The 23361-nt window shown below is 37.8% G+C and carries 33 protein-coding genes; 1 reads left to right on the forward strand and 32 read right to left on the reverse strand.

The window, feature by feature from the left end; translation table 11 throughout:
- Window position 1: 1 nt before the first annotated feature.
- From NYE73_RS13785 to NYE73_RS13905, 25 genes are all read right to left on the reverse strand, one after another.
- A complete protein-coding gene (locus tag NYE73_RS13785) occupies window positions 2-316 on the reverse strand; it encodes a PAAR domain-containing protein (protein ID WP_259950301.1) in 315 nt (104 codons plus the stop codon).
- Window positions 317-331: 15 nt separating this feature from the next.
- The gene (locus NYE73_RS13790) at window positions 332-829 is read right to left on the reverse strand and encodes a Gp138 family membrane-puncturing spike protein (protein ID WP_259419511.1); all 498 of its coding nucleotides are present in this window, start codon (window positions 827-829) and stop codon (window positions 332-334) included.
- Window positions 826-1647, reverse strand: a complete 822-nt coding sequence (locus NYE73_RS13795) for a phage protein (RefSeq protein WP_259419512.1) — start codon at window positions 1645-1647, stop codon at window positions 826-828. The genes NYE73_RS13790 and NYE73_RS13795 overlap by 4 nt, the downstream gene beginning before the upstream one ends.
- Before the next feature lie 7 nt (window positions 1648-1654).
- Window positions 1655-1972, reverse strand: a complete 318-nt coding sequence (locus NYE73_RS13800) for a phage baseplate plug family protein (protein ID WP_257522272.1) — start codon at window positions 1970-1972, stop codon at window positions 1655-1657.
- Window positions 1969-2493 (reverse strand): phage baseplate protein, encoded by a 525-nt coding sequence (locus NYE73_RS13805; protein ID WP_257522273.1) that lies wholly within the window; start codon window positions 2491-2493, stop codon window positions 1969-1971. The genes NYE73_RS13800 and NYE73_RS13805 overlap by 4 nt, the downstream gene beginning before the upstream one ends.
- Before the next feature lie 11 nt (window positions 2494-2504).
- The gene (locus NYE73_RS13810) at window positions 2505-4538 is read right to left on the reverse strand and encodes a hypothetical protein (RefSeq protein ID WP_259950304.1); all 2034 of its coding nucleotides are present in this window, start codon (window positions 4536-4538) and stop codon (window positions 2505-2507) included.
- The gene (locus tag NYE73_RS13815; RefSeq protein ID WP_259950306.1) at window positions 4535-4714 is read right to left on the reverse strand and encodes a hypothetical protein; all 180 of its coding nucleotides are present in this window, start codon (window positions 4712-4714) and stop codon (window positions 4535-4537) included. Before NYE73_RS13815 ends, NYE73_RS13810 begins: the two co-directional genes overlap by 4 nt.
- A gap of 4 nt (window positions 4715-4718) precedes the next feature.
- On the reverse strand, window positions 4719-4985 hold the full coding sequence (locus NYE73_RS13820; RefSeq protein WP_259950308.1) for a hypothetical protein: 267 nt from the start codon (window positions 4983-4985) through the stop codon (window positions 4719-4721).
- 5 nt (window positions 4986-4990) lie between these two features.
- The gene (locus tag NYE73_RS13825) at window positions 4991-5380 is read right to left on the reverse strand and encodes a DUF3277 family protein (protein WP_259950310.1); all 390 of its coding nucleotides are present in this window, start codon (window positions 5378-5380) and stop codon (window positions 4991-4993) included.
- Between the two features lie 13 nt (window positions 5381-5393).
- A complete protein-coding gene (locus NYE73_RS13830; protein WP_259950312.1) occupies window positions 5394-6419 on the reverse strand; it encodes a DUF3383 domain-containing protein in 1026 nt (341 codons plus the stop codon).
- A gap of 4 nt (window positions 6420-6423) precedes the next feature.
- Window positions 6424-6909: a phage neck terminator protein gene (locus NYE73_RS13835; RefSeq protein WP_259950314.1), complete on the reverse strand. Its 486-nt coding sequence runs from the start codon at window positions 6907-6909 to the stop codon at window positions 6424-6426.
- Entirely contained in the window at window positions 6906-7247 is a 342-nt protein-coding gene (locus NYE73_RS13840) for a hypothetical protein (protein ID WP_259950315.1), read from the reverse strand. The genes NYE73_RS13835 and NYE73_RS13840 overlap by 4 nt, the downstream gene beginning before the upstream one ends.
- Window positions 7247-7711: a hypothetical protein gene (locus NYE73_RS13845; protein WP_259950316.1), complete on the reverse strand. Its 465-nt coding sequence runs from the start codon at window positions 7709-7711 to the stop codon at window positions 7247-7249. Before NYE73_RS13845 ends, NYE73_RS13840 begins: the two co-directional genes overlap by 1 nt.
- Complete coding sequence (locus NYE73_RS13850; protein ID WP_259419521.1) at window positions 7712-8077, reverse strand: DUF4054 domain-containing protein; 366 nt, start codon at window positions 8075-8077, stop codon at window positions 7712-7714.
- Between the two features lie 21 nt (window positions 8078-8098).
- Entirely contained in the window at window positions 8099-8419 is a 321-nt protein-coding gene (locus NYE73_RS13855) for a hypothetical protein (RefSeq protein ID WP_259419522.1), read from the reverse strand.
- Entirely contained in the window at window positions 8419-9318 is a 900-nt protein-coding gene (locus NYE73_RS13860) for a DUF2184 domain-containing protein (RefSeq protein WP_259950317.1), read from the reverse strand. The genes NYE73_RS13855 and NYE73_RS13860 overlap by 1 nt, the downstream gene beginning before the upstream one ends.
- Window positions 9319-9334: 16 nt before the next feature.
- Window positions 9335-9781, reverse strand: coding sequence for a structural cement protein Gp24 (locus NYE73_RS13865; RefSeq protein ID WP_259419524.1), 447 nt, complete (start codon window positions 9779-9781; stop codon window positions 9335-9337).
- A 26-nt stretch (window positions 9782-9807) separates the two neighbouring features.
- The gene (locus NYE73_RS13870) at window positions 9808-10887 is read right to left on the reverse strand and encodes a DUF2213 domain-containing protein (RefSeq protein ID WP_259950318.1); all 1080 of its coding nucleotides are present in this window, start codon (window positions 10885-10887) and stop codon (window positions 9808-9810) included.
- Between the two features lie 45 nt (window positions 10888-10932).
- Complete coding sequence (locus NYE73_RS13875; protein WP_259950319.1) at window positions 10933-11802, reverse strand: hypothetical protein; 870 nt, start codon at window positions 11800-11802, stop codon at window positions 10933-10935.
- A gap of 67 nt (window positions 11803-11869) precedes the next feature.
- Window positions 11870-12631, reverse strand: coding sequence for a minor capsid protein (locus tag NYE73_RS13880; protein ID WP_259950320.1), 762 nt, complete (start codon window positions 12629-12631; stop codon window positions 11870-11872).
- Window positions 12624-13964: a DUF1073 domain-containing protein gene (locus NYE73_RS13885; protein WP_259950321.1), complete on the reverse strand. Its 1341-nt coding sequence runs from the start codon at window positions 13962-13964 to the stop codon at window positions 12624-12626. The genes NYE73_RS13880 and NYE73_RS13885 overlap by 8 nt, the downstream gene beginning before the upstream one ends.
- A 6-nt stretch (window positions 13965-13970) precedes the next feature.
- Window positions 13971-15431, reverse strand: coding sequence for a phage terminase large subunit (terL, locus tag NYE73_RS13890; protein ID WP_259950441.1), 1461 nt, complete (start codon window positions 15429-15431; stop codon window positions 13971-13973).
- Complete coding sequence (locus NYE73_RS13895) at window positions 15418-16380, reverse strand: terminase small subunit (protein WP_259950322.1); 963 nt, start codon at window positions 16378-16380, stop codon at window positions 15418-15420. Before NYE73_RS13895 ends, terL begins: the two co-directional genes overlap by 14 nt.
- 128 nt (window positions 16381-16508) lie before the next feature.
- Window positions 16509-17063 (reverse strand): hypothetical protein, encoded by a 555-nt coding sequence (locus tag NYE73_RS13900; RefSeq protein ID WP_259950324.1) that lies wholly within the window; start codon window positions 17061-17063, stop codon window positions 16509-16511.
- A gap of 469 nt (window positions 17064-17532) precedes the next feature.
- Complete coding sequence (locus NYE73_RS13905) at window positions 17533-18018, reverse strand: sigma-70 family RNA polymerase sigma factor (RefSeq protein WP_259950326.1); 486 nt, start codon at window positions 18016-18018, stop codon at window positions 17533-17535.
- Window positions 18019-18452: 434 nt separating this feature from the next.
- Between NYE73_RS13905 and NYE73_RS13910 the strand changes: the two genes are divergently transcribed.
- A complete protein-coding gene (locus NYE73_RS13910; protein ID WP_259950328.1) occupies window positions 18453-18740 on the forward strand; it encodes a hydrolase in 288 nt (95 codons plus the stop codon).
- A 721-nt stretch (window positions 18741-19461) separates the two neighbouring features.
- Here NYE73_RS13910 and NYE73_RS13915 read toward each other — a convergent pair.
- The 7 genes from NYE73_RS13915 to NYE73_RS13940 are packed head-to-tail and all read right to left on the reverse strand — an operon-like array spanning window position 19462 to window position 23355.
- On the reverse strand, window positions 19462-20205 hold the full coding sequence (locus NYE73_RS13915; protein ID WP_259950333.1) for a hypothetical protein: 744 nt from the start codon (window positions 20203-20205) through the stop codon (window positions 19462-19464).
- Between the two features lie 2 nt (window positions 20206-20207).
- Window positions 20208-20753 carry a Holliday junction resolvase RecU gene (locus NYE73_RS13920; protein WP_259950334.1) on the reverse strand — a complete coding sequence of 182 codons (546 nt, stop codon included), beginning with the start codon at window positions 20751-20753 and terminating at the stop codon, window positions 20208-20210.
- Window positions 20743-20931 (reverse strand): DUF6011 domain-containing protein, encoded by a 189-nt coding sequence (locus NYE73_RS24720; protein WP_375543414.1) that lies wholly within the window; start codon window positions 20929-20931, stop codon window positions 20743-20745. The genes NYE73_RS13920 and NYE73_RS24720 overlap by 11 nt, the downstream gene beginning before the upstream one ends.
- On the reverse strand, window positions 20928-21332 hold the full coding sequence (locus NYE73_RS13925) for a hypothetical protein (protein ID WP_259950335.1): 405 nt from the start codon (window positions 21330-21332) through the stop codon (window positions 20928-20930). The genes NYE73_RS24720 and NYE73_RS13925 overlap by 4 nt, the downstream gene beginning before the upstream one ends.
- A 19-nt stretch (window positions 21333-21351) precedes the next feature.
- Window positions 21352-21951 carry a single-stranded DNA-binding protein gene (gene ssb, locus NYE73_RS13930; RefSeq protein WP_259950337.1) on the reverse strand — a complete coding sequence of 200 codons (600 nt, stop codon included), beginning with the start codon at window positions 21949-21951 and terminating at the stop codon, window positions 21352-21354.
- Window positions 21948-22247: a DUF6877 family protein gene (locus tag NYE73_RS13935; RefSeq protein WP_259950339.1), complete on the reverse strand. Its 300-nt coding sequence runs from the start codon at window positions 22245-22247 to the stop codon at window positions 21948-21950. Before NYE73_RS13935 ends, ssb begins: the two co-directional genes overlap by 4 nt.
- Window positions 22234-23355: a GntR family transcriptional regulator gene (locus NYE73_RS13940; protein WP_259950341.1), complete on the reverse strand. Its 1122-nt coding sequence runs from the start codon at window positions 23353-23355 to the stop codon at window positions 22234-22236. The genes NYE73_RS13935 and NYE73_RS13940 overlap by 14 nt, the downstream gene beginning before the upstream one ends.
- Window positions 23356-23361 lie beyond the last annotated feature (6 nt).

Consider the following 23361-nt stretch of genomic DNA (forward strand, 5'->3'; position numbering starts at 1 on the left):
CCTACCCTGAATAAACATTTGGGCTAGATTGCACGATTTTTCCGCTGCCTCCTGGATAAATCACTGTGTCACCAAGTCGAGCAATTTTCTTTTCGTTTACAAGTACCGTTTCCGAACTAGCCTTAATCCATCCAATACCACAGTGGGGGCAATTATGGCGTACTAAATCGCCATCCCTTGCTTGAGATAATCCATTTGTAAATACATTGGTGCTTCCTTCTACGATTGGCCCACTTACACCATGAGGACAACATGGTAAACCATGGTCGCAAGTACCGGTGTGCTGATCTGTTACTCTAGCAACTAGTTTTTCCATTAATATCACCTACATTTAAGGATTAAAATGAATAGTTGGAGCAATAGCTGTAATTTTGTTATCAGATTCTATGAATATTTCACCATCTGGTTGAATGCGAATTTTATTTTTAAATTGCTTATCAGTAATTAACACATCATCCGGATGTACATTTTGTAAAGGCTTGGTGAAGAAATTAACTCCACCCACGATCAAGGCATCATTTGCACTAAACGAACGACTAGCAGCTTCTCCTCCGCCAAACATCAACGGATCAATATCAGCTTGTGAGCAAACAACTAATACAATATCACCTTTTTTGAATGGCATCTGAATGACAAATTGTTCTGTTTGCCAAAAACTAAACGGTACATCCAAAATAGGTGTTGCTTCCGGATCATTTAATGGTTGGACATCAGCTTTATACAAATTCATGTCTACTTCAAGCACTTCGCATATTAAACATGTATTCATATTCATTAAATTTTCTTCAATTGATTCACTTACAAACTGTGTCATAGATGTTTTCGTCATACTGGCACAATCTCACATTCTGTATAATATTCTTGGCCGGATGTATCGCCCTTATGTTCACCTTTAGATACACGGAAAAGCCCATTAACTTTTCTTGAGGTTAGTTTGATAATGACATCTGTTGTGATTTTATGATTTAACAAAACCTTAATTTTGTAGCCTTTAAGCTTTTTCTTAGGGTTCTTAGTTTTGGACTTTTTCTCGTCCTTTACTTCCTCTTCGATTTCCTCTGGTTCATCTATAAGACCAGTTTCTTTTGATATATCTAGCCCTAATTTATCCCCTTTGGCTCGATCACGTACATACATACGTCCTTTATTGATATGCAGTTTTGCTTTGCAGTCTTTTGCAATCTCTGATACTAAAAATTTAATTTTGCCATTCAGTGCTTTCCCTGAACGATATATAAAATCTACTGGCAAATCAATATCACCGATTGCAAGGCCTGCATCACGTGCTAATTCTCTTAAAATAAGAGAGGCATGCGTATTACGGCCATAAGTCCGTTTGATGACCGTTTTTGTATAGTCCATAGTACAATCAATGCACTTAAAAGTAGTGATTTTGTCTAGCCCTTCCCACTTTGTTTCTTTTTTCTTGAGTGTACCCGCAAAAATAACGCCATTGTCATCTACATAGCCAGCACTTAAAATAGCAGCTTTATTAGTAGCAATGGCATTAATAGTGCTGTCTTTTAGGTTATACACGCTAATATCAATTGTATCTACTTTTTCATTGTCTCCGAATGGTACACTAAATTTTATAGTTAACGGATCCGTAATTTCTCGATCACTAATTAAAAATGTAGTTTTACGCATGTATAAATTACTCATCTGAATCACCTACATATAAAAAGACCGTTTCATTCATATTCTCGTATGTAATACGAGTGGCAGAATTAGCACGGTCTTTAGGAATTATTTGTACTTTAGGTAAGTCAATATTTACACGATTTTCGAATAGAGGGCGATTGATGATAAGTTTTTCTCCAATAACAAGAACTCCTCCATCTTTAAATAAGTCTACAGTGAAAAAATCATATGTCTGATTGTAGTTAACCTCTATTTCAAACACTTCCCCTGCAAGCTCTATCTCAAAAGAATAGGGAATTTCATCTTTATCAATTTCAATGTATTCATTCAATTTTTACGCCCCTCCAATCCAGCTTGACCACCACCAGATGAACTCTTAGGAGGTGTCGTGTATTTTGATTTATTTGTTTTTGATGCGGAAGTAGGTGTCTTTTTCGTCTGTTGACGACCTTTTTTCGAAACCGGTTTTGTTTGTTTTTTAACAGGAATAGAAACACTAACAAATTTAGCAACCTTAGCTACTTTTATTTGTTTGAGTGTCATTGTAAAAGCATATCCATCTTTAATTTTTGCTTCATAATCATGTGAAAAGTCCGTTATGACAACATGCTTTAATGACGTCATGTAATCAAAATCGATGATTTCACCAGCTTCTCGATATTTCCGAAGCTTTAACACTTTTTCCTGTGTATCATCAAGTATAATCCCTGTTAATGAGATGGTGATAGGGTTACTTTTCACATGATCTGTAATCTGCTCACCATCTTCAAGCGCATGGTCAGTCGTTGTAGACGATTCTGGCATCGACACCTTAGTAATAACATCGATTAATACATCTTTTATATACGGCATCCCATCACCACCTACATAATTTGTAATTCCTCGCCCAACACTTCACTAATTACCTCACGGACTTTTTGAGCTATATCCAGTGGATTATCTCCTGTAATATGGAAAATAAATTGATGACCACCATTGTTACTTGGAGTACTATCCTTCTTATCTAAATTAAATGTTCCTACACCCGATTCAGAACTATTATCAAGGTTTAGTTCCGGTGTACCAGAACTACCCTGACTTAATATCCCTGCTCTACGTAGCTTATTTGATTGATTAGCAGTCAAGACAGATTCATCTTTATGCAACTCTGCTACATAGCCATCATAAGGAACACGTTCAAGACCTGTAGCATGGGAACCGCTAATAAAATTGCCAACTGCGCCGGCTGCTTTACCTATGGTGCTACCTATAGATGAAACCCATTTGGGTAACTTGAAATTTGTGATAGCATTTTTGAATTTATTGAAATTACTAGTTATCGTGTCCCAATTTTTATAAATTGTGATACCTGCAGAAATCAACCCTTTTATAGGTCCTGCTAAAAAAGATAATATAGGGTTGTTATCAATAACTTGCCATAGTTGTATAGCTTTTGTTTTAACGGTCTCCCAATTTTGATATAACAGTATCCCTCCTGAAATTAGTAGACCGACAGCGGTCACAACCATTCCTATTGGATTAGCTCTCAAAGCTGCGTTAAAGCCTTGGGTCGCAAAAGTAGAGGCAATTGTACTGGCTTTAAATAAATCTAATGCTGTTTTTACAAATGAGATTGTTTTCATTACAGCAAAACCACCCGCAATACCCGCTGTGGCAGCTATTACTAATTCTTTATTTTGTATAAGCCAACTAACTCCAGTTTTAAAACCATCGAAGGCAACACTTGCAACGTCAATTCCCACAGCCACTGTACTACTCATTGTGTCTGCAAATGAAGCGATATTATCACTAGTCTCTTTAGGTAGACCGAAGTTTTGCCATAAATTGGATACATTACCTGAACCATTAACCAATGACATGAAAGTATCTTTAGCTGTACCCACAAAAGAAACTACTCGATCTATTTTACTGACTAACTTATCAGTATCTAGGTTTTCGATCCACTGTGACGTAGAAGCCATACCATCAACAAATGGTTGTAAGAGTGGGCCACCAATTTTCCCTTTTAAATTCGTCCAAGATTGCTTTAAATTCCCTAATTGGTTTTCATAAGCATCTGCTTCACGTGATGCTTGTCCTAAAGCCCCGGATAATTTGTTCCCATCTTCAACCATAGCCATTAAAGTTAGTTGTTTTTGAGATTCATTTAATTTTATGAACGACTTACCATATAGTTCGTTGGCTTTAGCATTACGTGTAGTTTCTGTAGCTGAAATACCGAGTGCTGCATCATTTTCAAAGTTTCCTTTTAAAAATGATTGCATGTTTTCAATTACTTCCTCAATAGATCGGTCGTAGAATGCTGCACTATCAGCAGCAGCTAAAGTTGCACGTTCGGTTAAAGATAGTGCTTCAGCAGTATCCGCACCTGTCGTCTTTGCAAATGCTGCTATTTGAGTAAAACTGCCTTTTAGCCTTTCTGGTAACATTCCGGTTTGTTTAGCAATTTTATTTAAATTTTCATCTGCTGTAGATTGCATTCCAGTGAATACTTGGTCAAACTGTGCATTCATAGCTTGGAAACCTGCGGCTGCCTCGATTGCGCTCAATCCGAACTCTTTCACCTTATTAACAGCAAAAACACCTGCAACAATTCCTACAAGACCACGCATCATTGATTTAAAACCATTTAACGTTTTGCTAACATGTTGTACTTCTTGATTTAATTGGTCAGCTTCTGATTCAGCATTATTTAATCCACTTGAAACAAGCTGTGAAGCAGTATGACCTGTTTGCCCGAAATGAGTAAAGCCTTGAGCTGTATGATTTAAACCTTGTCCAACACCTAATATTTCATTTTCTATGTTATCCATAGCTTGATTTATTGCTTGTAAGGTAGCAGAAGCTTCATCACGAAAGTTAATACCAACATACATATCACGTAATGTGTTACTCATTTAATCACCCCCATCACCTTTAGTGCTGCAAGGGCATCAATAATACTCTCGTTATCCCATGACATAACGCTTTGTGGATCTAATCCATATTCTTTGGCTACAATATATGGCCATAAATTACTTTTCACTTTTTTTATATAACGAGCAGGGATGTTTTTCACCCCTGCAAAGTTCATTTTTTTATTGTCCTGTTCGAAGAAAGGAAAAGGCTGCGTTCGTTACCTCTTCCAGTTCCGTCCAAGTTTCAAAATCGTCCATTGTGAGCCCTGAAGGGTTAACAACAACATGTTGAAGCATCAAAGGCATCATTTTTGTATTAAGTACTTTCCCAACTGCATTTGTTCCTTCATCCATGATTTCAGCTTGCTTTGAGTTCATTACATTTTGAAATGTGTATTTGTTGCCAGCTTTAGATTCATATTCTTTTGTTTTTGCTTGAAATGCCATAATATTTAGTCCTCCTTATAATGTGCTGCTAAAATTACATATTCTAACGCCTCTACTTCTTCTGCACGAGTAAATGGAGGCAACTTTTGAATCCGACAATCTTCACCAGTCACACGTTTGTTTAACGTTGTATCATGTAACATAACATCAAATGATTCTCCACTTTTATAAAGCTGCAACAATACAGGTACAGACGCAGATTCAGGTTTTAATTTAAATGTAAATGTACCAGTCTCATTATTTGATTCATTCCATGTGACATTACCATCCGCACCGACAGTTTGTGTCCACTTATCCTCGTTTGGCTCTGCTGAAATTGCGTCTCCATCTGCGAAGCCGGTCAAAATATTGCCAGCTACTACAGCTTGCGTATTCTTAAAATTGTGTACGGTCATTTAAAAAGCCTCCTTACAGTGTTAATACACCATTAATTTGTACTTTCTCCACCCCGCCTGCGATCACTAGACGGAAATTAATATCTGGTAAGATTCGTTGTGCGATTGTGTTCTTTGGAATATCTTTACGGCGTGGGAACGTAATTTGATAGTCTGGTTCGCCGTTGTCATCTTCTGCAATAATGCCTTGGCGATAAGCCGATTTGAATCGACTGTCCATTACAGCTACAATTTGTGCAATACCCGCGTCTGTATAAGGAATCTTCTTCACGCTAGCAAGCTTTTGAAATACATCCTCACGGAGTCTTGCACGTAAGAAATAATCTGCTTGAATAACATCCAAATATTCTCCACCAATTGCTTTACCACTTGCATTAATCAGCCATCCCATTTCATTTATACACGTCGTGGCATTGTTTGCGATCACTGTATTAATTTCTGCATTGGATAACTTAGCAGCACTAACACCATTGACTTGCTTATGACTGAAGACAAAAGAACCAATTACCTGTGGAGCACCATAAGCAATCAAACCCTCTGCGTGGTAAGCATGTTCATCATCGTGCACTGACACTAAAACATTTTCATATTTATTTTTCAATTCTTCTGTTAACGCAATATTTTTTGTTGTAACCCCATAAATTTTCTCTTGTGTTGAAATCCATTCACATAATGCCTTGATTTCTGCATCGCCGCTTTCTACTGATACAAGATAGAACCAATCGTTATTAGTTTTCACAAGATCGTTTAAGGCAGACGGCAAAGCTATAACATCATCGGCACCTGAAACATATGATGTTCCATAACAAGCTAACTCTCGTATTTTCGGAGACTGGCCAAACATACGTGTAGCTAATTTATACTCTTTTGTTGTTTCTGCAAAATCCTCCGCTACTTCGGAAATGTCTGTATAAATCTTGAAATCTAAATCTTTATTTGTTGCTAGAAGCAAAGGTAATCCAAAACCTTTCTCTGCAACTGGCTTGGTCTCACGTGTAATATTGACCTCTACAAAACGTGATTTATCGGATGCAGCCATACCATCACTCTCTTTCTATTGTTATTTCGTATTCGACTTTATCGAAGTAATCAATTTCATATTGTTCTGTTTCGTTGTATCGAATAATCACATCGAATCCCCATTTTTCATCGTAGGCATCTACAAGAAAAGTTGTTCTATTTCCCACTTCTGAAATACTAACAACTGCTACCCCTAATCCATCCAAAAAGAAAGAACCTCGCCCTTCAAACCACTTTCGAAGCTGCGAAGCCACTTCAAAAGCGTTATCATGCGAAGTTCCGTACGTATTAAATGAAATCGTGAAATTGCGTTCTTGTGTCCGTTCTTCAATTAAAGAATCTGCCAAATCTACATGAGAAATATTTTCCCTTCCTCGTCCTTTTCGATCACCAATTATTTTATAAGTAACATAAGGTAATGTCGGTATATCTCCTGTCTGGTCAGCACGAATAATTTTTAAAAACCTATCAGTAGCTATCTCGTTGCGGATTAATTTCATTAAATTCATTTCTCACGCCACCTCAACAAATATATATTGACGTCTGTATATACGGAATAGTCTTTAAAAGCTTGAAGAGTATATTTTTGCCCATTGTACTCTACCTTTGTACCTTCTGGTATTTGATCTATGGTTAGTAGTTTCTTTTCTTTCACTGTGAATGTGCCGTTTTCCGCATACTTTAAATCGTCATTGCTGAGAGGCAAAATAATCCCTGTCATTTCCTTAGGTATTCCTTGCCCAGTAACCCATTCTCCGTCAACATAGTCACCTTCGCCTTGCATATGGGCAATAAATGGCACCCCTTGCGATTGAATGAATGAATCAAATAACATTTTTTCAGGCATTAACGTCTCACCACCTTGTATGTGATCCTTTGACGCAACCCTCCTGTATCAATCAAAGGGTTGCTAGACCCTTTTTTAGCAATTGTAGCAGGTGCATTTGGCGGGCTATTTATTTCCGTTAGTTTTTCCTGAATGTCACCTACCATTTTGGCACCAAGACGTTCACATAACATTTGAGCGTTTATCCGACCACTTATAACATGTTCCATCTGTTTTCTCATAAACTTGAACCATTCGTTATTCTTATCATCGAAAGTAGACCTCAAAAAAGAACGTTCAGGAATTACAATAGAACCTCTTTCTTTTCGGATAGTAATACCAAATTCTTGTACTCCTGCGATCATGACGTATTCAGCGCCCGAACTACCAAAAATCCCTACTTCGATATCATACTTTTTCAAATCATTCAATGACTGAATCACACGTGGAATATTGTTATTCCGGCTAATAATACGGATTCCCATTTATATCACCATCAAATTCAAGTGTTTTTTTGGCTTATTTTCTAGCTCAGCTAAATCTTCTAAAATTCTTTGGTATTCTTGACCGTATTTAGAAGCCAATAGCCCAATATTTTTGTTTGGATCACTGTATTGGCGCTCAATAACATCTACTTTTTCACGAATAATAGCTTGTTTTGGCTCCGCAGATAAAATAGCTAAATGTGCAGCTAAATAACGTGTAAGACGCTCATGATGTGCCTCTGGAACGCCTAAAGAGGACACTTCCAAAGAAGCATCCTCAATATATAACTCCAACCGCATATCAGAAATAGCCTCAAATTCGGTTCCTAGTAAGCGCACACGTTCAATTGTTGTTAAAGCAGGCATGATCCATACCTCACTTTCATATTAATTCCCTTGAATTTCAGCAATTTGAGCATCAATAGCTGCTAGAACTGTTTTACGTTTCTCATCCTCTTTAAATTTCTCTAAAAATTCGATAGAAAACGTATCTTTTACAAGTTTAATTGCTTCATCTGCGTCTAAATCCTTGAGAGAAGCCGTATTTTGTCCTTCTGGCACCACAATTTCTCCGCTTTTAATCAAGCTTTTAATGATTGGGTGTGTAATAAAAGCTGTATATTCAGCTTCTGGTAATGTATTTGCCCCAGGAATAACCTTTACATCATTTGCAATACGTGTGTAATTACCTTTGTTGTGTACTAACATTAGATACCCTCCCCACGCACAATAGCCATTGGATAGCGGACAATTGCACCGCCACAGCGTTCTTCAAGCGGAATCTTATAATTAGGGAACTTGTATTCTTGTGGATGACGTGTAATATCCATCGATACAAGCATTTCAACAACATCTGGTGAGGAATCAAATACTAAAAAGCAATCTGTCCCGCCTGTGCCTTGTTCATTAAGATCAGATGTATAATCAATACGTTTGAACCAATTTTGTGACTGAATGTACTGTAAACACGTTTGCATTGTGTGCTCATTGTAGACTTTTTCTAAATGCTCATATTGTTCTGCAGCTACGAAAAGCGTATCTGCTTCATGACCGGGTAACTTATTAACTAAGTTTTTAGCCTTTTTGATGTCCTCAACAATATCGACACCTTTTTTGTCCTTCCATTTTGTTGATGTACCTGCTTCATTGTTTGGTACCGCGAGCACTTGAATGCCAGTGGCATTAACCACACCTAAAATATTATGGTCCTTGTCACCCATCCAAACGAGTTTGTTTTCCTTTTCTGCTATGGCTTTGCGTGCAGTATCAGCTTTTGTCACCTCAACGGGACGACGTGCCATTTGTGCATTACGAATTTCTTGTACGGATATATTGAATGCTGTAGCAATGGAATAAATATTGACTGTATGACGTTTTAAATCAGCATCAACTAGTGGGATGTCTGTTGCTCCTGGTGCTAAAATTTTAGCAGCTCCTGATCGCGTCATGACATCATACGAATAAGTTTCAGCACCTGCAGGTACGTCGGTTTTGACGTTTAAAATGGTACGAGCCTTTAATTCTTCTTTTTTTGGCTCATAAATTTTCTTGTCTACTGCCTCTAAATCTTGTGGGCGTAGTAGTGCATCTTCACGGAATTGTGACATAAATTATGTTCCTCCTTTAAGGTAAATTAATTTCAATTTGAACTAATGAATCAGCAGTAGCATTTCCTCGGAATACAGCACGTGAGAAATCACTTCCACCACTTGCAACAAACTTGCCTGTTGCTACATCAACTTGTACAGCCATGCCATTTGTGACATCCCCTCCAGCAACAACAAAGATATTGCCTCGTTTAACCACTGGCACCGGTTGACCAACTAAATATTTTTGGTCATCTGCATTCGTTGTGTAATCATGTATACCACGTGATAAAGCAATACCAATCGGTTTGCCATCCGTTTTAACTGGCACAACCCCTGTCCCATCTGCGGTTAATTGAACGGCCGCACCAAATGGAATAATTTCTTTTGCTGGATAGCTGTCTGCTGCATACTCTTGATAGTTTGCTAATTGTCCTGGACTGCCAGCTAGTGGCATGTACTGTCCATATTCTGTAATGGCCATGGAATAGCCCTCCTTTTAATTAGTAATTAAGAACGCATGTTTAAACGCTGTGCACGCATTGCATTTACATCTGTATTTTGTCTTGAATCACCCGTAATAATGGAATTAGATCCGGTAGACGAAAATCCTTGTGAAGCGACTTGCTCAATAGTTGCATCAAAAAAGGCGTTGATATAGTCATCTGACTTCCCATCGCCTTTAAAATCCTGTTTAGTTGTTGAAATAACCGCTTCTTTAATTTCACGTTCCGTTTTTCCTGTAAAATCGAAAGAATCGCCAAGAAGTGGCTTTGTTGTGCTAATGAGTTGCACACGTGCTTCTACCTGCTTGTCCAATTCATCTGCTGATACTTGCTTTGCCTTTTCTTTAGCAAGTTCTGTTTCAACGTTTTGCAGCTTTACTTCCAACGCATCATACCGCCCTTGTAACGCGTCCATGCTATCACCCTTGACTTTAGCTGTTTCTTCTTTCGCTTTTAAAGCATCGATGTATGCTTTAACTGCTGGATCCACTTCATACTCTGAACCTTCAATCTTAATTTTTGCCATTTTATTTTTTCCTCCTTCATCTGAATCAATTTGCCATGCGTCACTGTCTGCGCGGATGGCTACCTCTGGACCAGCTCGCCCTTGATCTACAATAGCAATGTGATTAATTTCAATGTTTCGCTGTACATACTCATATGGTTGCCCATTATATGTACCCGCTTCTGCCACAACATCACTCATAAATCCGATGCTGATTTCTCTTTTGCCATCATAAACCTTCTGAATCAGATCTTTATCAGTGATAGTCATCGACACATAGAGCTTCAAGTCCTCCACGTGTGCGTCCGTATGACTCATCCCCTTAGCATAAGCCTGATAATTATCCAAAGTAACCGGTTCGTTAGGATGTTCATCTGTAATAGGTTTGGAGCGGGCTGAGTGCATTGTGCGGTCACTAAAGATTTCATCAGGCAACTTCGCTTCCATTTGCACTGTACCATCCTGTCTCGCATAAGGAAAAACACCAGGACGAGTAATCGGCACACGTACCGTTAAATACCCTTCTGGTGTCTCTGCGTAATCGTTAATTAAACTACGGTCATAGCGTTGTAGTTTCAATGTTTCACCTCCTCCCAAGTTAAAAGACATGCTTTTGCATGTTTTTTAACTTAATGGAATTTCCATACTCCAATTGTATTTTAGCTCTTGGATATATAGTCTAGTAGGATTGAAATCTATTAATTCAAGTTGAATTTCTTCAAAGATTTCATAACCATTCTTTTGTATTTCAGATTTTATTTGTTCTTCTTGAGATAATAAATATAGTTGTAGTTTTCCAAGTGTGTTGTTAGCATTTATAAATGCCATACTATCAGTAATTGAAGTTCTTACACTGGTTATACCTAAACCTGAAGAAGATATAATTGGATTCCCATCAGAATCTTTAATCTGTACTGGTGTATTTATTCCTGATTCACGTAATACTCTACGGTGTTTATTTTCTATAGGAATACTTGAAAAACCTTTAAACCCATACCTATCTATCAAACTTGGCCAGTTATTATACATTTCTTGTATCACATCTGAATCTGCCCAATGACCGTGTCTAAATATATTAATAAAATAAACGACGTTTTTGTGTAGATAAGCAAATAATACAAAATCATCTCGTTCTACAAGATGCTCACCATCAATTAGTTTATCACCAAGATGAAAATGCATAATACCCCAATCCGAAAACATATCATCAAATCTTCCTAAATCAAATGCAGCTCTATTAAAATAGGGTGTAATATCGCCTCCATTTCTTATAATGTTTTCTAAGTTAGAAAAACCTTTTAATACTTTGGGAGGGCAATGAAAATTTTTTGACCTTTTTATTTCATGCGGACCTGCAAATTCTTTCTTTCGTAAAAATGCAAAATATTTAACTATGATGTTTTCATCATCATAATTAACAGGAATCTTCAACCCACTCTTTTTTATTTTTTCTATCATTAATTTTTTATAATTATTTTGCAAGTCTATAATCATAGAAAATCACCCCTTTCTATCCATAAAAAGGGTTTATCTATAAAAAGTCAATAATAAGGTTTCTAAACTAATCATCAAAAATAGGTAATGCAATGCAACGACAATGAAAATCTTCACCAGGTAACCCAACAGAAGGAGGATCTTCGTATGAAAATATTTTATCTTCAAGTACTTTATGATAATCACGTACACGCTCATCCTTAGACGTACGCCATTTAAATTTCATAACACCCATATTCTTATGACGTTGAGCAGTCATCTGCCCAAATAATGTACCTGATTGATCTACAGCAATAAACTTAGCACGGCGTTGAGACATGCCTATTTGCTCTTCCAATTGCTCACGGATTGTTTTGTAGCTACTGCCATCCTTTATACCTTCATAAATAATAGATTCAATTTTATGAGTATATTCATCACGAATATTTGTAATGTAGACGACATTCTTCTGGATATTCTCTTTCATGAAAGGAGCAAGCCATGATTCGGTAGCTGTTAGTTCTATGCCTCTTACCCTTCCTTGCTGTTCCATATTCGTTTTATTCACTTGATTTAAATTTTTCATAAAAGAAGAAGCAGCTCTATCCACCCTTTGTTGTGAATACACAATCGAAACAGCTTTTTTGATATGACTTGTCAATTTCTTAAAAAAATCAAATGGACCATCTTGCACATAACCTCGGCCATCTTTCTGCATTTCGCTTTTTACTGCAGTATCGTATAACGAAAGGGTTGCCTTGCCCGCTTCTTGAACCAATTTATCGATGGAACGGAAATATGATGCAACAACAACGTCGGGAAATCGAGTAGGTGGCACCCATTTAGCCATGCTGTCCATTTTCCTTCCATGCACTGTATACTTCATTGGCCATACGTTGCCATTGTGCATCATCACCGCTAAACTTGAAATCATCAGAAACGCCGAACTGTCCGAAGCGGGTCTCTCTAATTTCATCAGAAGAGATAACACCATTAGACACATAAATTTGGTCTGTTTCTGCAACGATTTTACGAATTTCTGCATCAGTTTTAGAATCTACTGACCAAAGCGGATTGAATTTTATTTCCCACTCAACTGTATCTGGATCGACTCGACCACCTGGTTCCTTCTCTGCCCATAACAACATACGAATAAGTTGCTCAAGAAGCGGTTTCATTTCATTTTCTTGTGCTGAGGTTATTCGAGCATAGTAATTCATCACATCATATTGTGCCCCTGTCAACGTACCCGCTTCTTGTCCTTTAATGACACTCTTAGGCATTCGAGCAGAAGCCGAAATATAATCCCATACAAAGTCCAGTAAGTCTTTCATTCCAGATACAGGCGTTGTTTGCTTTGTGAGCGTCTCTCCCTTTGCGATAAGGGCAAGTGCCTCTGTTCTAAACATAAAGTCAAGTATCATTGAAAGTTCTTTTTTTTCCTCTTTCGACAGGTTATCAATGTCAGCAGATTCATACACCTTAAATGTGAAATCATGCAATATCTGTCCAACGGACCATAAGGATGTATCAAGTACTGTAATAGCATCATACAGTGTCTCTAACAGCGACATGCCCTGTTCTTCATCCTCTAAACGCCTTGTTTGGTCATGCAACACTCGAGAATAATGAACAAGTGTTTCTGTCTCTACGGCTTGTATTCCGTGCCTAGATGCGCGGCTAATTCGTAAATTTTCCAACTTGCCATAGTTCTTATCAAATACATCATCATTGATTAAAAGCTCGCTTACTTTCATTGATGAGAATGGATGCAAGTAATCTATAGAAAGTAGACTATCTAACTTTAATGGATCTTGTAACTCGAATTTACTTCGCTGGGTAACGCCTAAGGAAATAAATCCATCACCACGCATACGTTCGTACATCCTCATTTTCTTAAAAGCATCTTTCGCTTTAAGGTCTGCTAATCGCGCCATTATATCTCGTGCAAGCTGGTCATCCTTCATACGTAATGTAAACCAGTGCCTTGTCATGTCCTCCGCTGGAATATCGACAATATTTTGTACTATTGGATTATCTGCATATAGGGCAGATATTTCAGCATGGGTTAACTTTCTGCGAATACCAGGCACTTGCCGAGTAAGCTTATCTTTAGCACCTGCTTTCCCATGACCTTGCATAAAATCCTCTTTGTACTGCTTAGCTACTTCGAGAACACTCAATCTTTATCACCTACCCATGCCTAACAATTTTTTCGTTCTATCTAACAAGCTTGAATTATTCGTGTATAGCTGATTTAGCGCTTGCGTCAATGCATCCACCATGTCATCATGAGCCCCGTTAGGGAAGCTCACCATTTCCTCAATGACATCATTCACCCAAGGACACATATTCGGGTGAGGGAAATAAACATTACCCGCTTCAAATAAAGGAGACACCGCGTTTGCACGTGCCTCCTTACCACCATCCGGATCAACTGGAATAATGCCACTGATTTCATCTTTTAATGTATCTATGACAGCAGAACCGTTTGCTTTATCCTCGATATATTTACTGGTAGCTTTTGGCCATTTGTCAGTCATTGCGCGAATTGCTTTAACTGTATCTGGGAAGTTCATACGTTTGTGGTCCTGATCTAATAAGAAATACTGTGCCTTTTTTCGTGACCATACTTGGCCAGCAACAAAGTCACTACTTTCTGTTTTCTTAAATGTACAGTCCCAAGATTGAGCCATTTTGTCAAAGTGAATCGGTAATACAATAACATCATCACTTAAACCCCAATCCCGCTTCATTTGCTCGTCACGCACATAGTATTTAACCCATTCACGCTTAAAGATACTACCACCTGCAGGAGCGGGTCTTTGTTGGTAAAGAGACGCCCACGTTCGTGATCCAACCTCTGCCTTTTTATCCTCAGCCCATTTCTCATCAAAGCCGAGCTCTGGACATAACGGCTCGCCAATTTTACGGTTTAATAGATCATTTTCGTCCTCTGCAATGGCAGGTAACCGCAATCGCACCCACTTACGAGGGCTCCGAGCAAGCAAACGACCAATTAAGTCATCCTCATGCCATCGTGTCATAATAACGATTACGGATGCTCCATCATGTAGACGAGTTGACAATGTTGCCTCCCACTCATCCCAAATGTTATCTCGTATCGTTTGTGACATAGCTTCTTTCATATTTTTGATTGGGTCATCAATAATCATCAAGTCCGCACCTTGACCAGTAATAGAACCACCTATACCAGTTGAAATCATTCCGCCCCTTCTGTCTTGAATTCCCCAATCTTTTGTAGCTGCATTGGATTCAGATAATTGTACGTTAAATAGTTCATGTGAAAACTCATTAAACTTATTACGATTTAGACGACCAAACTTGGTTGCTAACCCATCTGAATATGCAGCAGCTATTACCCGCTTATCAGGATTTTTGCCCAAATAAAAAGACGGAAACGATTCTGTTACCGTCATACTTTTACCATGTCGTGGAGGCATCTCTATTAATATAGATAACTGTTCACCATCGGCCACACGTTGGAGCACATCACAAATTAATTCAGTATGACGAAAGTGCTCATAATGGCCGTGATGTACATATTCAACATAATCACGGTAGAAGCGGCGTGCAAGTTCTTTGTCCGCTTCGTTTTCCAACGCGCTTATTTCCTCATCGCTTAGAATTAGCAATCGCTCTCAGCTCCTCCGTCGTTAAATTACTTAAATCAACGCCTGTGGTGTTGCCACCTCCAGCACCTTTTGTTTCAGAACGTACTTTTGCAATGTCTACTTTTAATTTTTCTTCACGTAACCGTTTTAGCTGTTCATCACTTAATAAATCGGTGTACTTTGATAACATTGCAAGTGCTGCCATTTTGTCAGCAAGCTTCACACTGATACCATCCTTGCCTTTTTTGACCTCGGTTATAATCGTGCCATCTACCTCTGTGGCATCGTGGAAGTGCACTGTATTTACCTTGTATGTCTGCATTCGTGGGTTTCCATCTTCATCTAAGATTACGCCCCCCATACCATCTAACATAGGCTCCTCCACTTCACGCATGCCGAAGTCCACAAAATCGGTGATGTCAGCAAATGCAATGTCGATGTACTTTTGTAAGACCTGGCGTGCATCCAGCATAATACCGTTTGCTAGCTCTGCCTTCAATCGATGAATTTCCTTTCGAACCTTATCATTTCTTATCAATCGAGAGCCATTGCTCATCGCTGAAGCGTAGTCACATCCATACACTTTTTGGTATGCTTTCGTGGCATTCCAATACTTTATGTAGTACAAACAAAAAAGCAACTGTTGACTGTTGAGACCGTCACTGGGGACGATTTCAAACTGTACAGTTGCTTGCGATTCCGCTTCTGGAATTTCTTTGCTCCGTTGCGTTTTTTTCGTTTTCTTTTTTACGGAACGTTCCGTATTTTTCGGTTGTTTTGATTGGAACGTTCCATTTGATTCCGCTTCAAGACGATCATCCCATGAATCTTTATTCTTCCAACCTCGCACGGTGCCCTCAGATATACCAAGTTGTTCGGCTATGTCTTTAAGCCTTATATCACCGTTACAGGCTTTGTATATATCATATGCTTGATCACGTCTTGGATCTCTTGCTCTACCCATATCTCATAATCACCACCACCTCCACATTTGATTGTTTATAAATCACCCATATGTAATTGCTTTCTAAAATAAAAAAACCACGATTTTTTTCGTGGTTTTTGATAAAATGTAGTTTTTTTAAAATTAATTTACGGTAGTACATACATTACTGTTACTGCTGCACCAAACGGAAGTGCCCCATCCCCTGTTACAATCCTTACAGATAATAGGTCACATTTATTTATAGCATAGTTAGCTGTTGTTGAACCACAACAATTGGGGTTTTCAGCAGTGTTTGGCCCTGTTACTGTAGCAATAACACCTGTTGAAATCGGGTCAGTAAAACCACAGCTTCTACTAATAACTACTTCAGCCGTTACTGTATCTGCAGCTGTTAGTGTATTATCACGTACATTTAAAACTAATCCAGTTATAATTGCGTTTTCTGGTATAACAACCGTATTTCGTGGGAATAGCGCGGAAGCAGTCCCTAATCCTAAATATTGACCATTTCCTATAGATTCATCTGTTGCTAAATAAATTTCACACACTCTTGCGTTATTAACTGGTGGTGGTGGAGTTACTCCATTCATTTCTGGTATACATGGTGCTTTGAATCTAAAGAAACACTGATTTTTCTCACAACCACACATATTGTTTGCATGGTGGTGATTCCAAGCTTTATTACAATTTCTACATCCCATTTTTAAAATCCCTCCTTGTTTTTACTACACTATTCAATTAGGGATAAAAGAAATAGACAATTATACTATGTTCAATTCATTTCGTTAGTTTTTTATAATAATACAAAAGACCACTAATAAATTGTGGTCTTTTAACAAAGGGATAAAAAAATGTGTTTGAATAATTCTAGTGGTTACTCAAGCCACTTCTACATCCTATTCCTCACAAGACGTTTCTCATAGGTAAAAGCCTATGGCATATACACAGATTATGGTTCTAAATAGTGCATTACCGCGAACTTTATTGTTAGTTAATTGAATTAAATGGAAAGTGGACAAAAGTTCACATAAAAACCACTTATTTATTATTAATTAAGACATCTAATCACTTAAAAAATATAGGCTGGCCGTTGGTCTGTTTTCCTCTAATATTTCGGTTTTTATAAATACCAAGGGAGGAAAACCTTACTGCACCGTCCTGCCTCCCATTTTACATTGCAAATTTTTCGTAGGTCAAAATAGTACTTATTTGGCTATTTTGGCTAATCTGGCTAAAAATGATTTGTTTCTTTAACCGCACATAATCTTTAGATGCTGATAGATGTTCAGCGATTTGTCTGTACGTCATTCCATCAAGTAAGCAATCATAAATGGTTTTAAGTTGTTCATCGTCAATTAGATTGTAAGCTACCTCTAACGCATATACATAAGTACGTAGCTTTTCTAATCGCGCTATCTGACCACGTTCACGTATATCCATTCTTTTAAGCTCTTCTACGCTACGAATCAAACTCCCTTTTGGCATTGCTGCATCTATTCCATACTGAGCGACCCCCCAAGAAACCATTGAGCTTGAACTACCATATAACACTCTTTCTAACCGATTAATTTCTTTCTTCCAGAAACGATAGTTTTTCACTAGATAATCAATGTCTGCCTCTGACCATACTTCTTTTACTGTTTGAGCTGTTAACATAGGTTTGGCCTCCTAAGTTGTGTTATAATGACTTATCTGTGAGGCCATCAAAGGGCATAAACCATTTCTAGCTGTAGCGTGAGTCGACGCTACGGCTTTTTTCTTATTTTCAAAAACACCTCAAACATACTAATCCTAGAAATTTGGTAAGTATAATTCTTACCAAACTTTTTCATTAAATTTAAGTAAATATTAGTTTATTGTATAAAGATATTTCGTTTATTCAGTGTTTCATATTAACTTTTTATTACAAAATAGTTATAAAATAACACTAAACTATTAACTATACACAAATGTTTATATTTGTTCTGTACTTTATTTATAAAATTATTTATTGTAGAATAGACAAATTACCAGCCAATTTACAATCCTTTTCATAGATTAAGAATGTAAGGTTACGATACCTTAATTCTACTATGAAAGGAGGGTATACGATGAGTGTTAATAGAAATCCAGCAGCTAGAAAAAAATGCTCCTCTTGCCATTCAAGAGTAAGTATCGTTTCAAATGAGAGCAATCGTTGTAAAGGCTGTGCTTGTGACCAATTAAGAGATTTAAAAGTTAATTCTCGAGTTAACATCTTTTTAAAGAGTGGTAGAGAATTTAATAATGTAAGATTTCTTTCCTTAAACAATGAAGATTGTTGCGCATATTTTCTAGATGGCTCTAGAACTCTAGTTGTAAATTGTAAAGATATTGAAGCTATTCTATTACCGGTATAGTAGCTTTAATTTTAAAGAAGTCTATTCTTCTATGGATAGGCTTCTTTTCTCCAATTAAAGACTTTAAATTTAGCCTACATTAAGACATAATTTTTATTTTTCCAAAGGCAATAAACTATAAACCCAAGTTACCTAAGCATATAAATAGTAGTGTTAAGCTAAACTAGTTTAACAGGAACCTCCTGAATTGTTACTTAGGGTCACTCACACTCAGTGACCCGTTTTTAGTTTCTTTCCTCAAAATGCTCAGTAAAGAATTCTTGACTAACAACTAAATTAAGCCACAAATCACAGGCTTTATTTATGTTATATTTTACATAAAATACATATAAGGTGATTCTAATGACATTTATCAGAAAATACTTGAATATTGTTTACTTCGTTATACTTTTTTTACTTTTATCTGTTTCAGATTATTTCAAAAAAGGTAATTGGGATTTTCTTAATAATCTCTTCTTTTCTTTATGGGCAGTACTTGTTTATGCTTTTTTAAATTGGGCATGGGATAGTAAGAAATATGAAAAAAAATAGCATTTTGTTCATTAACTCTTAGGATAATCTGCAACTCTTTCCAACTGTTTAACCCATTCTTAATGTTTTCGGACATCCTATCAAACCATAAATACACCCTTCTCCCTTCTTTACAATATTTACTAAATATCTAATTCTTGCTTTCGTAATTCATCACGAAAACTTAATTGCTTATTCATTTCTGTCCCTCCTAAAATAAGCTCAACTGCTCATATTCTTGTTTTTTGGTAGGCACGTGCACAATTTCAGGCTTATCGTGCACCATCTCTATCGATTTTTTTACCTTTTTCGGCTTATCGTTCACCATAACCGCTTCTAGTAAGGTTCTTAATTTAACTTTTTTAATAGCCTGTAGATCCTCTCCTACTAAAAGCACGCTACTTATGACCATTTTATCTACAGGTTCATTTCTTTGAATTGATATGCAACCATAAAAATTCTCTATCACCGTTGCCTGCACACCATTTTCATAATGTTTACGTTTTATAATCGATGCGTCTATAATTTCTACAATGTCACCCACCTCAAATATGGTAGCTGTGTCTTTTGCTGATTCTTCAAGAGACACAATACGCTCAAAACAATCATTACGTTTATATGCCCCAATTGGTGGATCATCTGGACGATGCTTAAAAAACACACTGTAGTAACCATCTGCTCGTGGCTCCGTAATGATGTATTCTTCGTCAATTTGATAAAAATGTGAGGGTGGTTTCACTACACGAGCCAAATATTTATTAAGTACTCGTGCTGGTGCATCAATAGCAACATCCACTAGCTCAAAGTGATTCTCTTGGTAGGCCCCAAAGTGAGACCCATGTCTAGGGAAGCGGCTAGCACAATATGCATGACCGCCATGTGGGAAAAGATAGTACACTTCACCTTTTGTAAGATTAGTAGAGCCGCCCGTATCAATACATTTTCCCTGTAACATCCTCACCACCTACTTTCGATAAATGGCAGCAAGTAGTGCAATGTATAGCCGTCCATTGATACAACTTCACTTGCATGTTCCACAAATGTTTCAAGCGGAATCGATTTGCGCCCACCACTTTTAGCTGTCTGCCAAGCTGCTTGGAGCGGTGGAAATGGTAAGCGATAGTATTTATCCAACTCGTTGAAATACACAAGTAGAAAGGTGATGGCGCCTTTTTCGTACCAGGAGCGAAGCAATTCGTATTGATGTTCATGTAAGTTTTGAAGCGGAAAACTTTTCCCCTTCGTTTCCTTTGCATCAAACACCACTGCTCGTCCATTACAGACACCTGCATAGTCCACCCATTCAGGTTTTTCCTTCCGTCCTTCTATTTGGGAGCCTTTATCCTTTGTAATTTGTACAGGCGTTGGAATTTTACGAATATCTGCTAAGCCTGCATTACGATATTTTGTGTTGGCCATATCAATGACACGTTCTAAAAACTTGCCACGGTTAGCATGTGTTACTGATTTCGCACGCTGTTTAGTTGATTGATTACGAAACATCCTGTGTCCTCATTTCTTCTTGATTTTCCGCTTCTAACACGTCATATATGGTGAGCTGATTTTTCAAAAATTCCTCCTCGAGGTCATCCAAATGCCGTTGCCAGCAAGTGAACCCATATTGTCGTACTATGGATTCACCACTTTTTAAAGGTCTGTTACATCTTTTACAACGACTCATGATGTACTCTTTAGAGAAATTTCTTCAATGATTTCTACATCATCAGCTCTAAATGTAGGAGAAGGACCAAATTCATATTCTTCCGCTTCCCAATCTTTAATAAATTCATCACGCTCATTAACATAAGTGCCAAAGTAAGAATCTTGTTCTGCTTGGTAAAATAATTCCCTAACTCTTTCGTCATCCTCTTTTTGCCATACATATAACCCATAATTGGCAACACCAAGTCGACCGCGATCATATACAACAACCTCTAAACCATCTAGTTTGTTATAGACATCAATATATCCCTGTATTTCTTCCTCACTAGGTTCTGGACCGACGGATCCATCATACATTTGTTTAATATCATCTGGCGTTTTTCCAGCAGTTCGTAATATAGCTTTGAATATTTTAAACATGAGAAAATCCCCCTATTTTTTAAAATGGCAAATCATCTTCTGATACTTCAATTGGACCTCTACTATTCGCAAATGGATCTTCATCAACTCGCGTATAGCTTGGCTGATTCATAGGAGATTGTTGTTGATTCGTGTTATAGGGGCCTCCAAACTGTTGTTGAGGTTGTCCACCACCATAGGATGGTTGATTATTTCCGTATGCTTGTCCTCCATATTGAGGCTGTTGTTGCTGCTGTTGCGGATATTGGTTTGGTTGATTTTGATAATTTGGAGTGTTTTGTGGCCCTCCTCCACCGTTCCGTGATGGCTCTAAAAATTGAATACTATCGGCAACTACGTCAGTGGTATACACTCTGTGACCATTTTGCCCCTCATAACTTCCTGTTTGGATACGCCCCTCCAAACCAATCAAAGCCCCTTTACGTTGATAGTTTGCTAGATTTTCAGCTGCTTTACGCCATGCTTGGCAGTTAATAAAATCTGCATCACGCTCACCATTTTGATTGGCAAATGTACGGTTAATGGCTACTGTAAAGCGGCAAGATGCAATACCGTTCGGTGTGTAACGTAACTCAGGATCTTTTGTAAGACGGCCAACTAATACAACACGATTAATCATTTGTTTGAATCCTCCCTTTTTGTAGCTATGCCAGCATGCACATTGTTTTCTAAATATCTAAGTTGTTGCATTGCATAATGGGGGCAGTTGCTGTCACTTAACCGCTTCTGTACGTCTTGTAGGACTGGAAGCGGGAACTGATACTCACTGACAAGCTGGTTAATACGCTTCGCTACTTCATCATGTGTCACTGCCCGTACCAGTGCTTGGTCAGTGCCATTAGTAAAAGTACCTTTTGCCTGAGCAACCTTGGCGAAATGGTCACGCATTTTCATATGTTCTTCATGTCTGCTCAAATTTTTCTTCCACCTTCCCTAGCGTTGCTAAGATTTTTTGTCGTTCTGCTTCAAAGTAAGCTTTCTGTTCTTCCGACGGGTCCGCCTCTACATCCGTAATAAGTATTGATGATTCGATGATTTCTCCATTTTGTGGTTTTTCAAGTTGTCGCTCTTTAAACCATTGTGGAACAATCTCTCTCCGCCCCCGTTGATATTGTGGAAGAATACTTCCGTTAGCTTTCTCCCTTTCCCCTTTGATTTGAAGGATTAATGTGGTTGCTTTTTCACGTAGTTTTTTGGTTGAAAGAATATTTGATTGCCAGAAGCTGTTGTTTTGTGACCAGTCAATTAAGTATTCAATTTGTTGAGCTGTCCGTTGATCTCGTTCCATCATCAGACGAATATGATCAGCCCAGCTATTCAAATTTGGCTTTTTAAAATTGGCATCGTTAGCAAGAATTTTTTCATAAAGCCTATTTGCTAATTGATATTCAACAGAAGATTCGTCGTAAACTCGTTTGCGACTAGTATTCTTTTTAGTAATCTCTGTATTTGTAATCTCTGTAGTAATCTCTGTATACGTATTACCCTCAGGGGCAATAGGTGTTTCCCATTTGGGTAATACCCTATTGCCCATATCGGTAACACCCTCTTTCCCATTTGGGCAATACCCTGTTACCTTTTTGGGTAACACCCTATTACCTAAAAAGGTAATACCCTCTAAAAGTCCTATGTTCAAATCGATAAATAATACATTGGATAAATTTGTTCCATTGGATGTGATTGTCCGAAAATCACGAGTAATTAAACCAAGTTGCTCCAAACGATCCATGGCTTCTCTGACTTGTTTTTTGCTAAAGCCAAATTGTTCAACAAAGCTATCATAAGAACGTTGTAGCGCATCCGCTTTAAACTTCTTTTTTATGCCCAGTAAACGCCCTGATGCCTCTTCTTTCACATGTGTAGGGCGATACCAATAAACAATTTCACTGAGCAATGTGATAGCAATTAAATCAGGCTTACCTGTGCTTAATCGGATGCTTTCATACCAAGTATGTGGGATGACATTCCCTTCTAAATGCATCTGTCCAATCGCATCTACTGTTGTATTTCCTGTTGTAAACATTTGGTT

Origin of the sequence: Lysinibacillus sp. FSL K6-0102 (assembly GCF_038003545.1) — a bacterium.
Classification (GTDB): Bacteria; Bacillota; Bacilli; order Bacillales_A; family Planococcaceae; genus Lysinibacillus; species Lysinibacillus capsici.

Coding starts and splice junctions, on each gene's coding strand:
- NYE73_RS13785 (WP_259950301.1), bottom strand. CDS start 316: ATGGAAAAACTAGTTGCTAGAGTAACAGATCAGCACACCGGTACTTGC.
- NYE73_RS13790 (WP_259419511.1), bottom strand. CDS start 829: ATGACGAAAACATCTATGACACAGTTTGTAAGTGAATCAATTGAAGAA.
- NYE73_RS13795 (WP_259419512.1), bottom strand. CDS start 1,647: ATGCGTAAAACTACATTTTTAATTAGTGATCGAGAAATTACGGATCCG.
- NYE73_RS13805 (WP_257522273.1), bottom strand. CDS start 2,493: ATGCCGTATATAAAAGATGTATTAATCGATGTTATTACTAAGGTGTCG.
- NYE73_RS13810 (WP_259950304.1), bottom strand. CDS start 4,538: ATGAGTAACACATTACGTGATATGTATGTTGGTATTAACTTTCGTGAT.
- NYE73_RS13815 (WP_259950306.1), bottom strand. CDS start 4,714: ATGAACTTTGCAGGGGTGAAAAACATCCCTGCTCGTTATATAAAAAAA.
- NYE73_RS13820 (WP_259950308.1), bottom strand. CDS start 4,985: ATGGCATTTCAAGCAAAAACAAAAGAATATGAATCTAAAGCTGGCAAC.
- NYE73_RS13825 (WP_259950310.1), bottom strand. CDS start 5,380: ATGACCGTACACAATTTTAAGAATACGCAAGCTGTAGTAGCTGGCAAT.
- NYE73_RS13830 (WP_259950312.1), bottom strand. CDS start 6,419: ATGGCTGCATCCGATAAATCACGTTTTGTAGAGGTCAATATTACACGT.
- NYE73_RS13835 (WP_259950314.1), bottom strand. CDS start 6,909: ATGAATTTAATGAAATTAATCCGCAACGAGATAGCTACTGATAGGTTT.
- NYE73_RS13840 (WP_259950315.1), bottom strand. CDS start 7,247: ATGCCTGAAAAAATGTTATTTGATTCATTCATTCAATCGCAAGGGGTG.
- NYE73_RS13845 (WP_259950316.1), bottom strand. CDS start 7,711: ATGGGAATCCGTATTATTAGCCGGAATAACAATATTCCACGTGTGATT.
- NYE73_RS13850 (WP_259419521.1), bottom strand. CDS start 8,077: ATGCCTGCTTTAACAACAATTGAACGTGTGCGCTTACTAGGAACCGAA.
- NYE73_RS13855 (WP_259419522.1), bottom strand. CDS start 8,419: ATGTTAGTACACAACAAAGGTAATTACACACGTATTGCAAATGATGTA.
- NYE73_RS13860 (WP_259950317.1), bottom strand. CDS start 9,318: ATGTCACAATTCCGTGAAGATGCACTACTACGCCCACAAGATTTAGAG.
- NYE73_RS13865 (WP_259419524.1), bottom strand. CDS start 9,781: ATGGCCATTACAGAATATGGACAGTACATGCCACTAGCTGGCAGTCCA.
- NYE73_RS13875 (WP_259950319.1), bottom strand. CDS start 11,802: ATGATTATAGACTTGCAAAATAATTATAAAAAATTAATGATAGAAAAA.
- NYE73_RS13880 (WP_259950320.1), bottom strand. CDS start 12,631: ATGGCTAAATGGGTGCCACCTACTCGATTTCCCGACGTTGTTGTTGCA.
- NYE73_RS13895 (WP_259950322.1), bottom strand. CDS start 16,380: ATGGGTAGAGCAAGAGATCCAAGACGTGATCAAGCATATGATATATAC.
- NYE73_RS13900 (WP_259950324.1), bottom strand. CDS start 17,063: ATGGGATGTAGAAATTGTAATAAAGCTTGGAATCACCACCATGCAAAC.
- NYE73_RS13905 (WP_259950326.1), bottom strand. CDS start 18,018: ATGTTAACAGCTCAAACAGTAAAAGAAGTATGGTCAGAGGCAGACATT.
- NYE73_RS13910 (WP_259950328.1), top strand. CDS start 18,453: ATGAGTGTTAATAGAAATCCAGCAGCTAGAAAAAAATGCTCCTCTTGC.
- NYE73_RS13915 (WP_259950333.1), bottom strand. CDS start 20,205: ATGTTACAGGGAAAATGTATTGATACGGGCGGCTCTACTAATCTTACA.
- NYE73_RS13920 (WP_259950334.1), bottom strand. CDS start 20,753: ATGTTTCGTAATCAATCAACTAAACAGCGTGCGAAATCAGTAACACAT.
- NYE73_RS24720 (WP_375543414.1), bottom strand. CDS start 20,931: ATGAGTCGTTGTAAAAGATGTAACAGACCTTTAAAAAGTGGTGAATCC.
- NYE73_RS13925 (WP_259950335.1), bottom strand. CDS start 21,332: ATGTTTAAAATATTCAAAGCTATATTACGAACTGCTGGAAAAACGCCA.
- ssb (WP_259950337.1), bottom strand. CDS start 21,951: ATGATTAATCGTGTTGTATTAGTTGGCCGTCTTACAAAAGATCCTGAG.
- NYE73_RS13940 (WP_259950341.1), bottom strand. CDS start 23,355: ATGTTTACAACAGGAAATACAACAGTAGATGCGATTGGACAGATGCAT.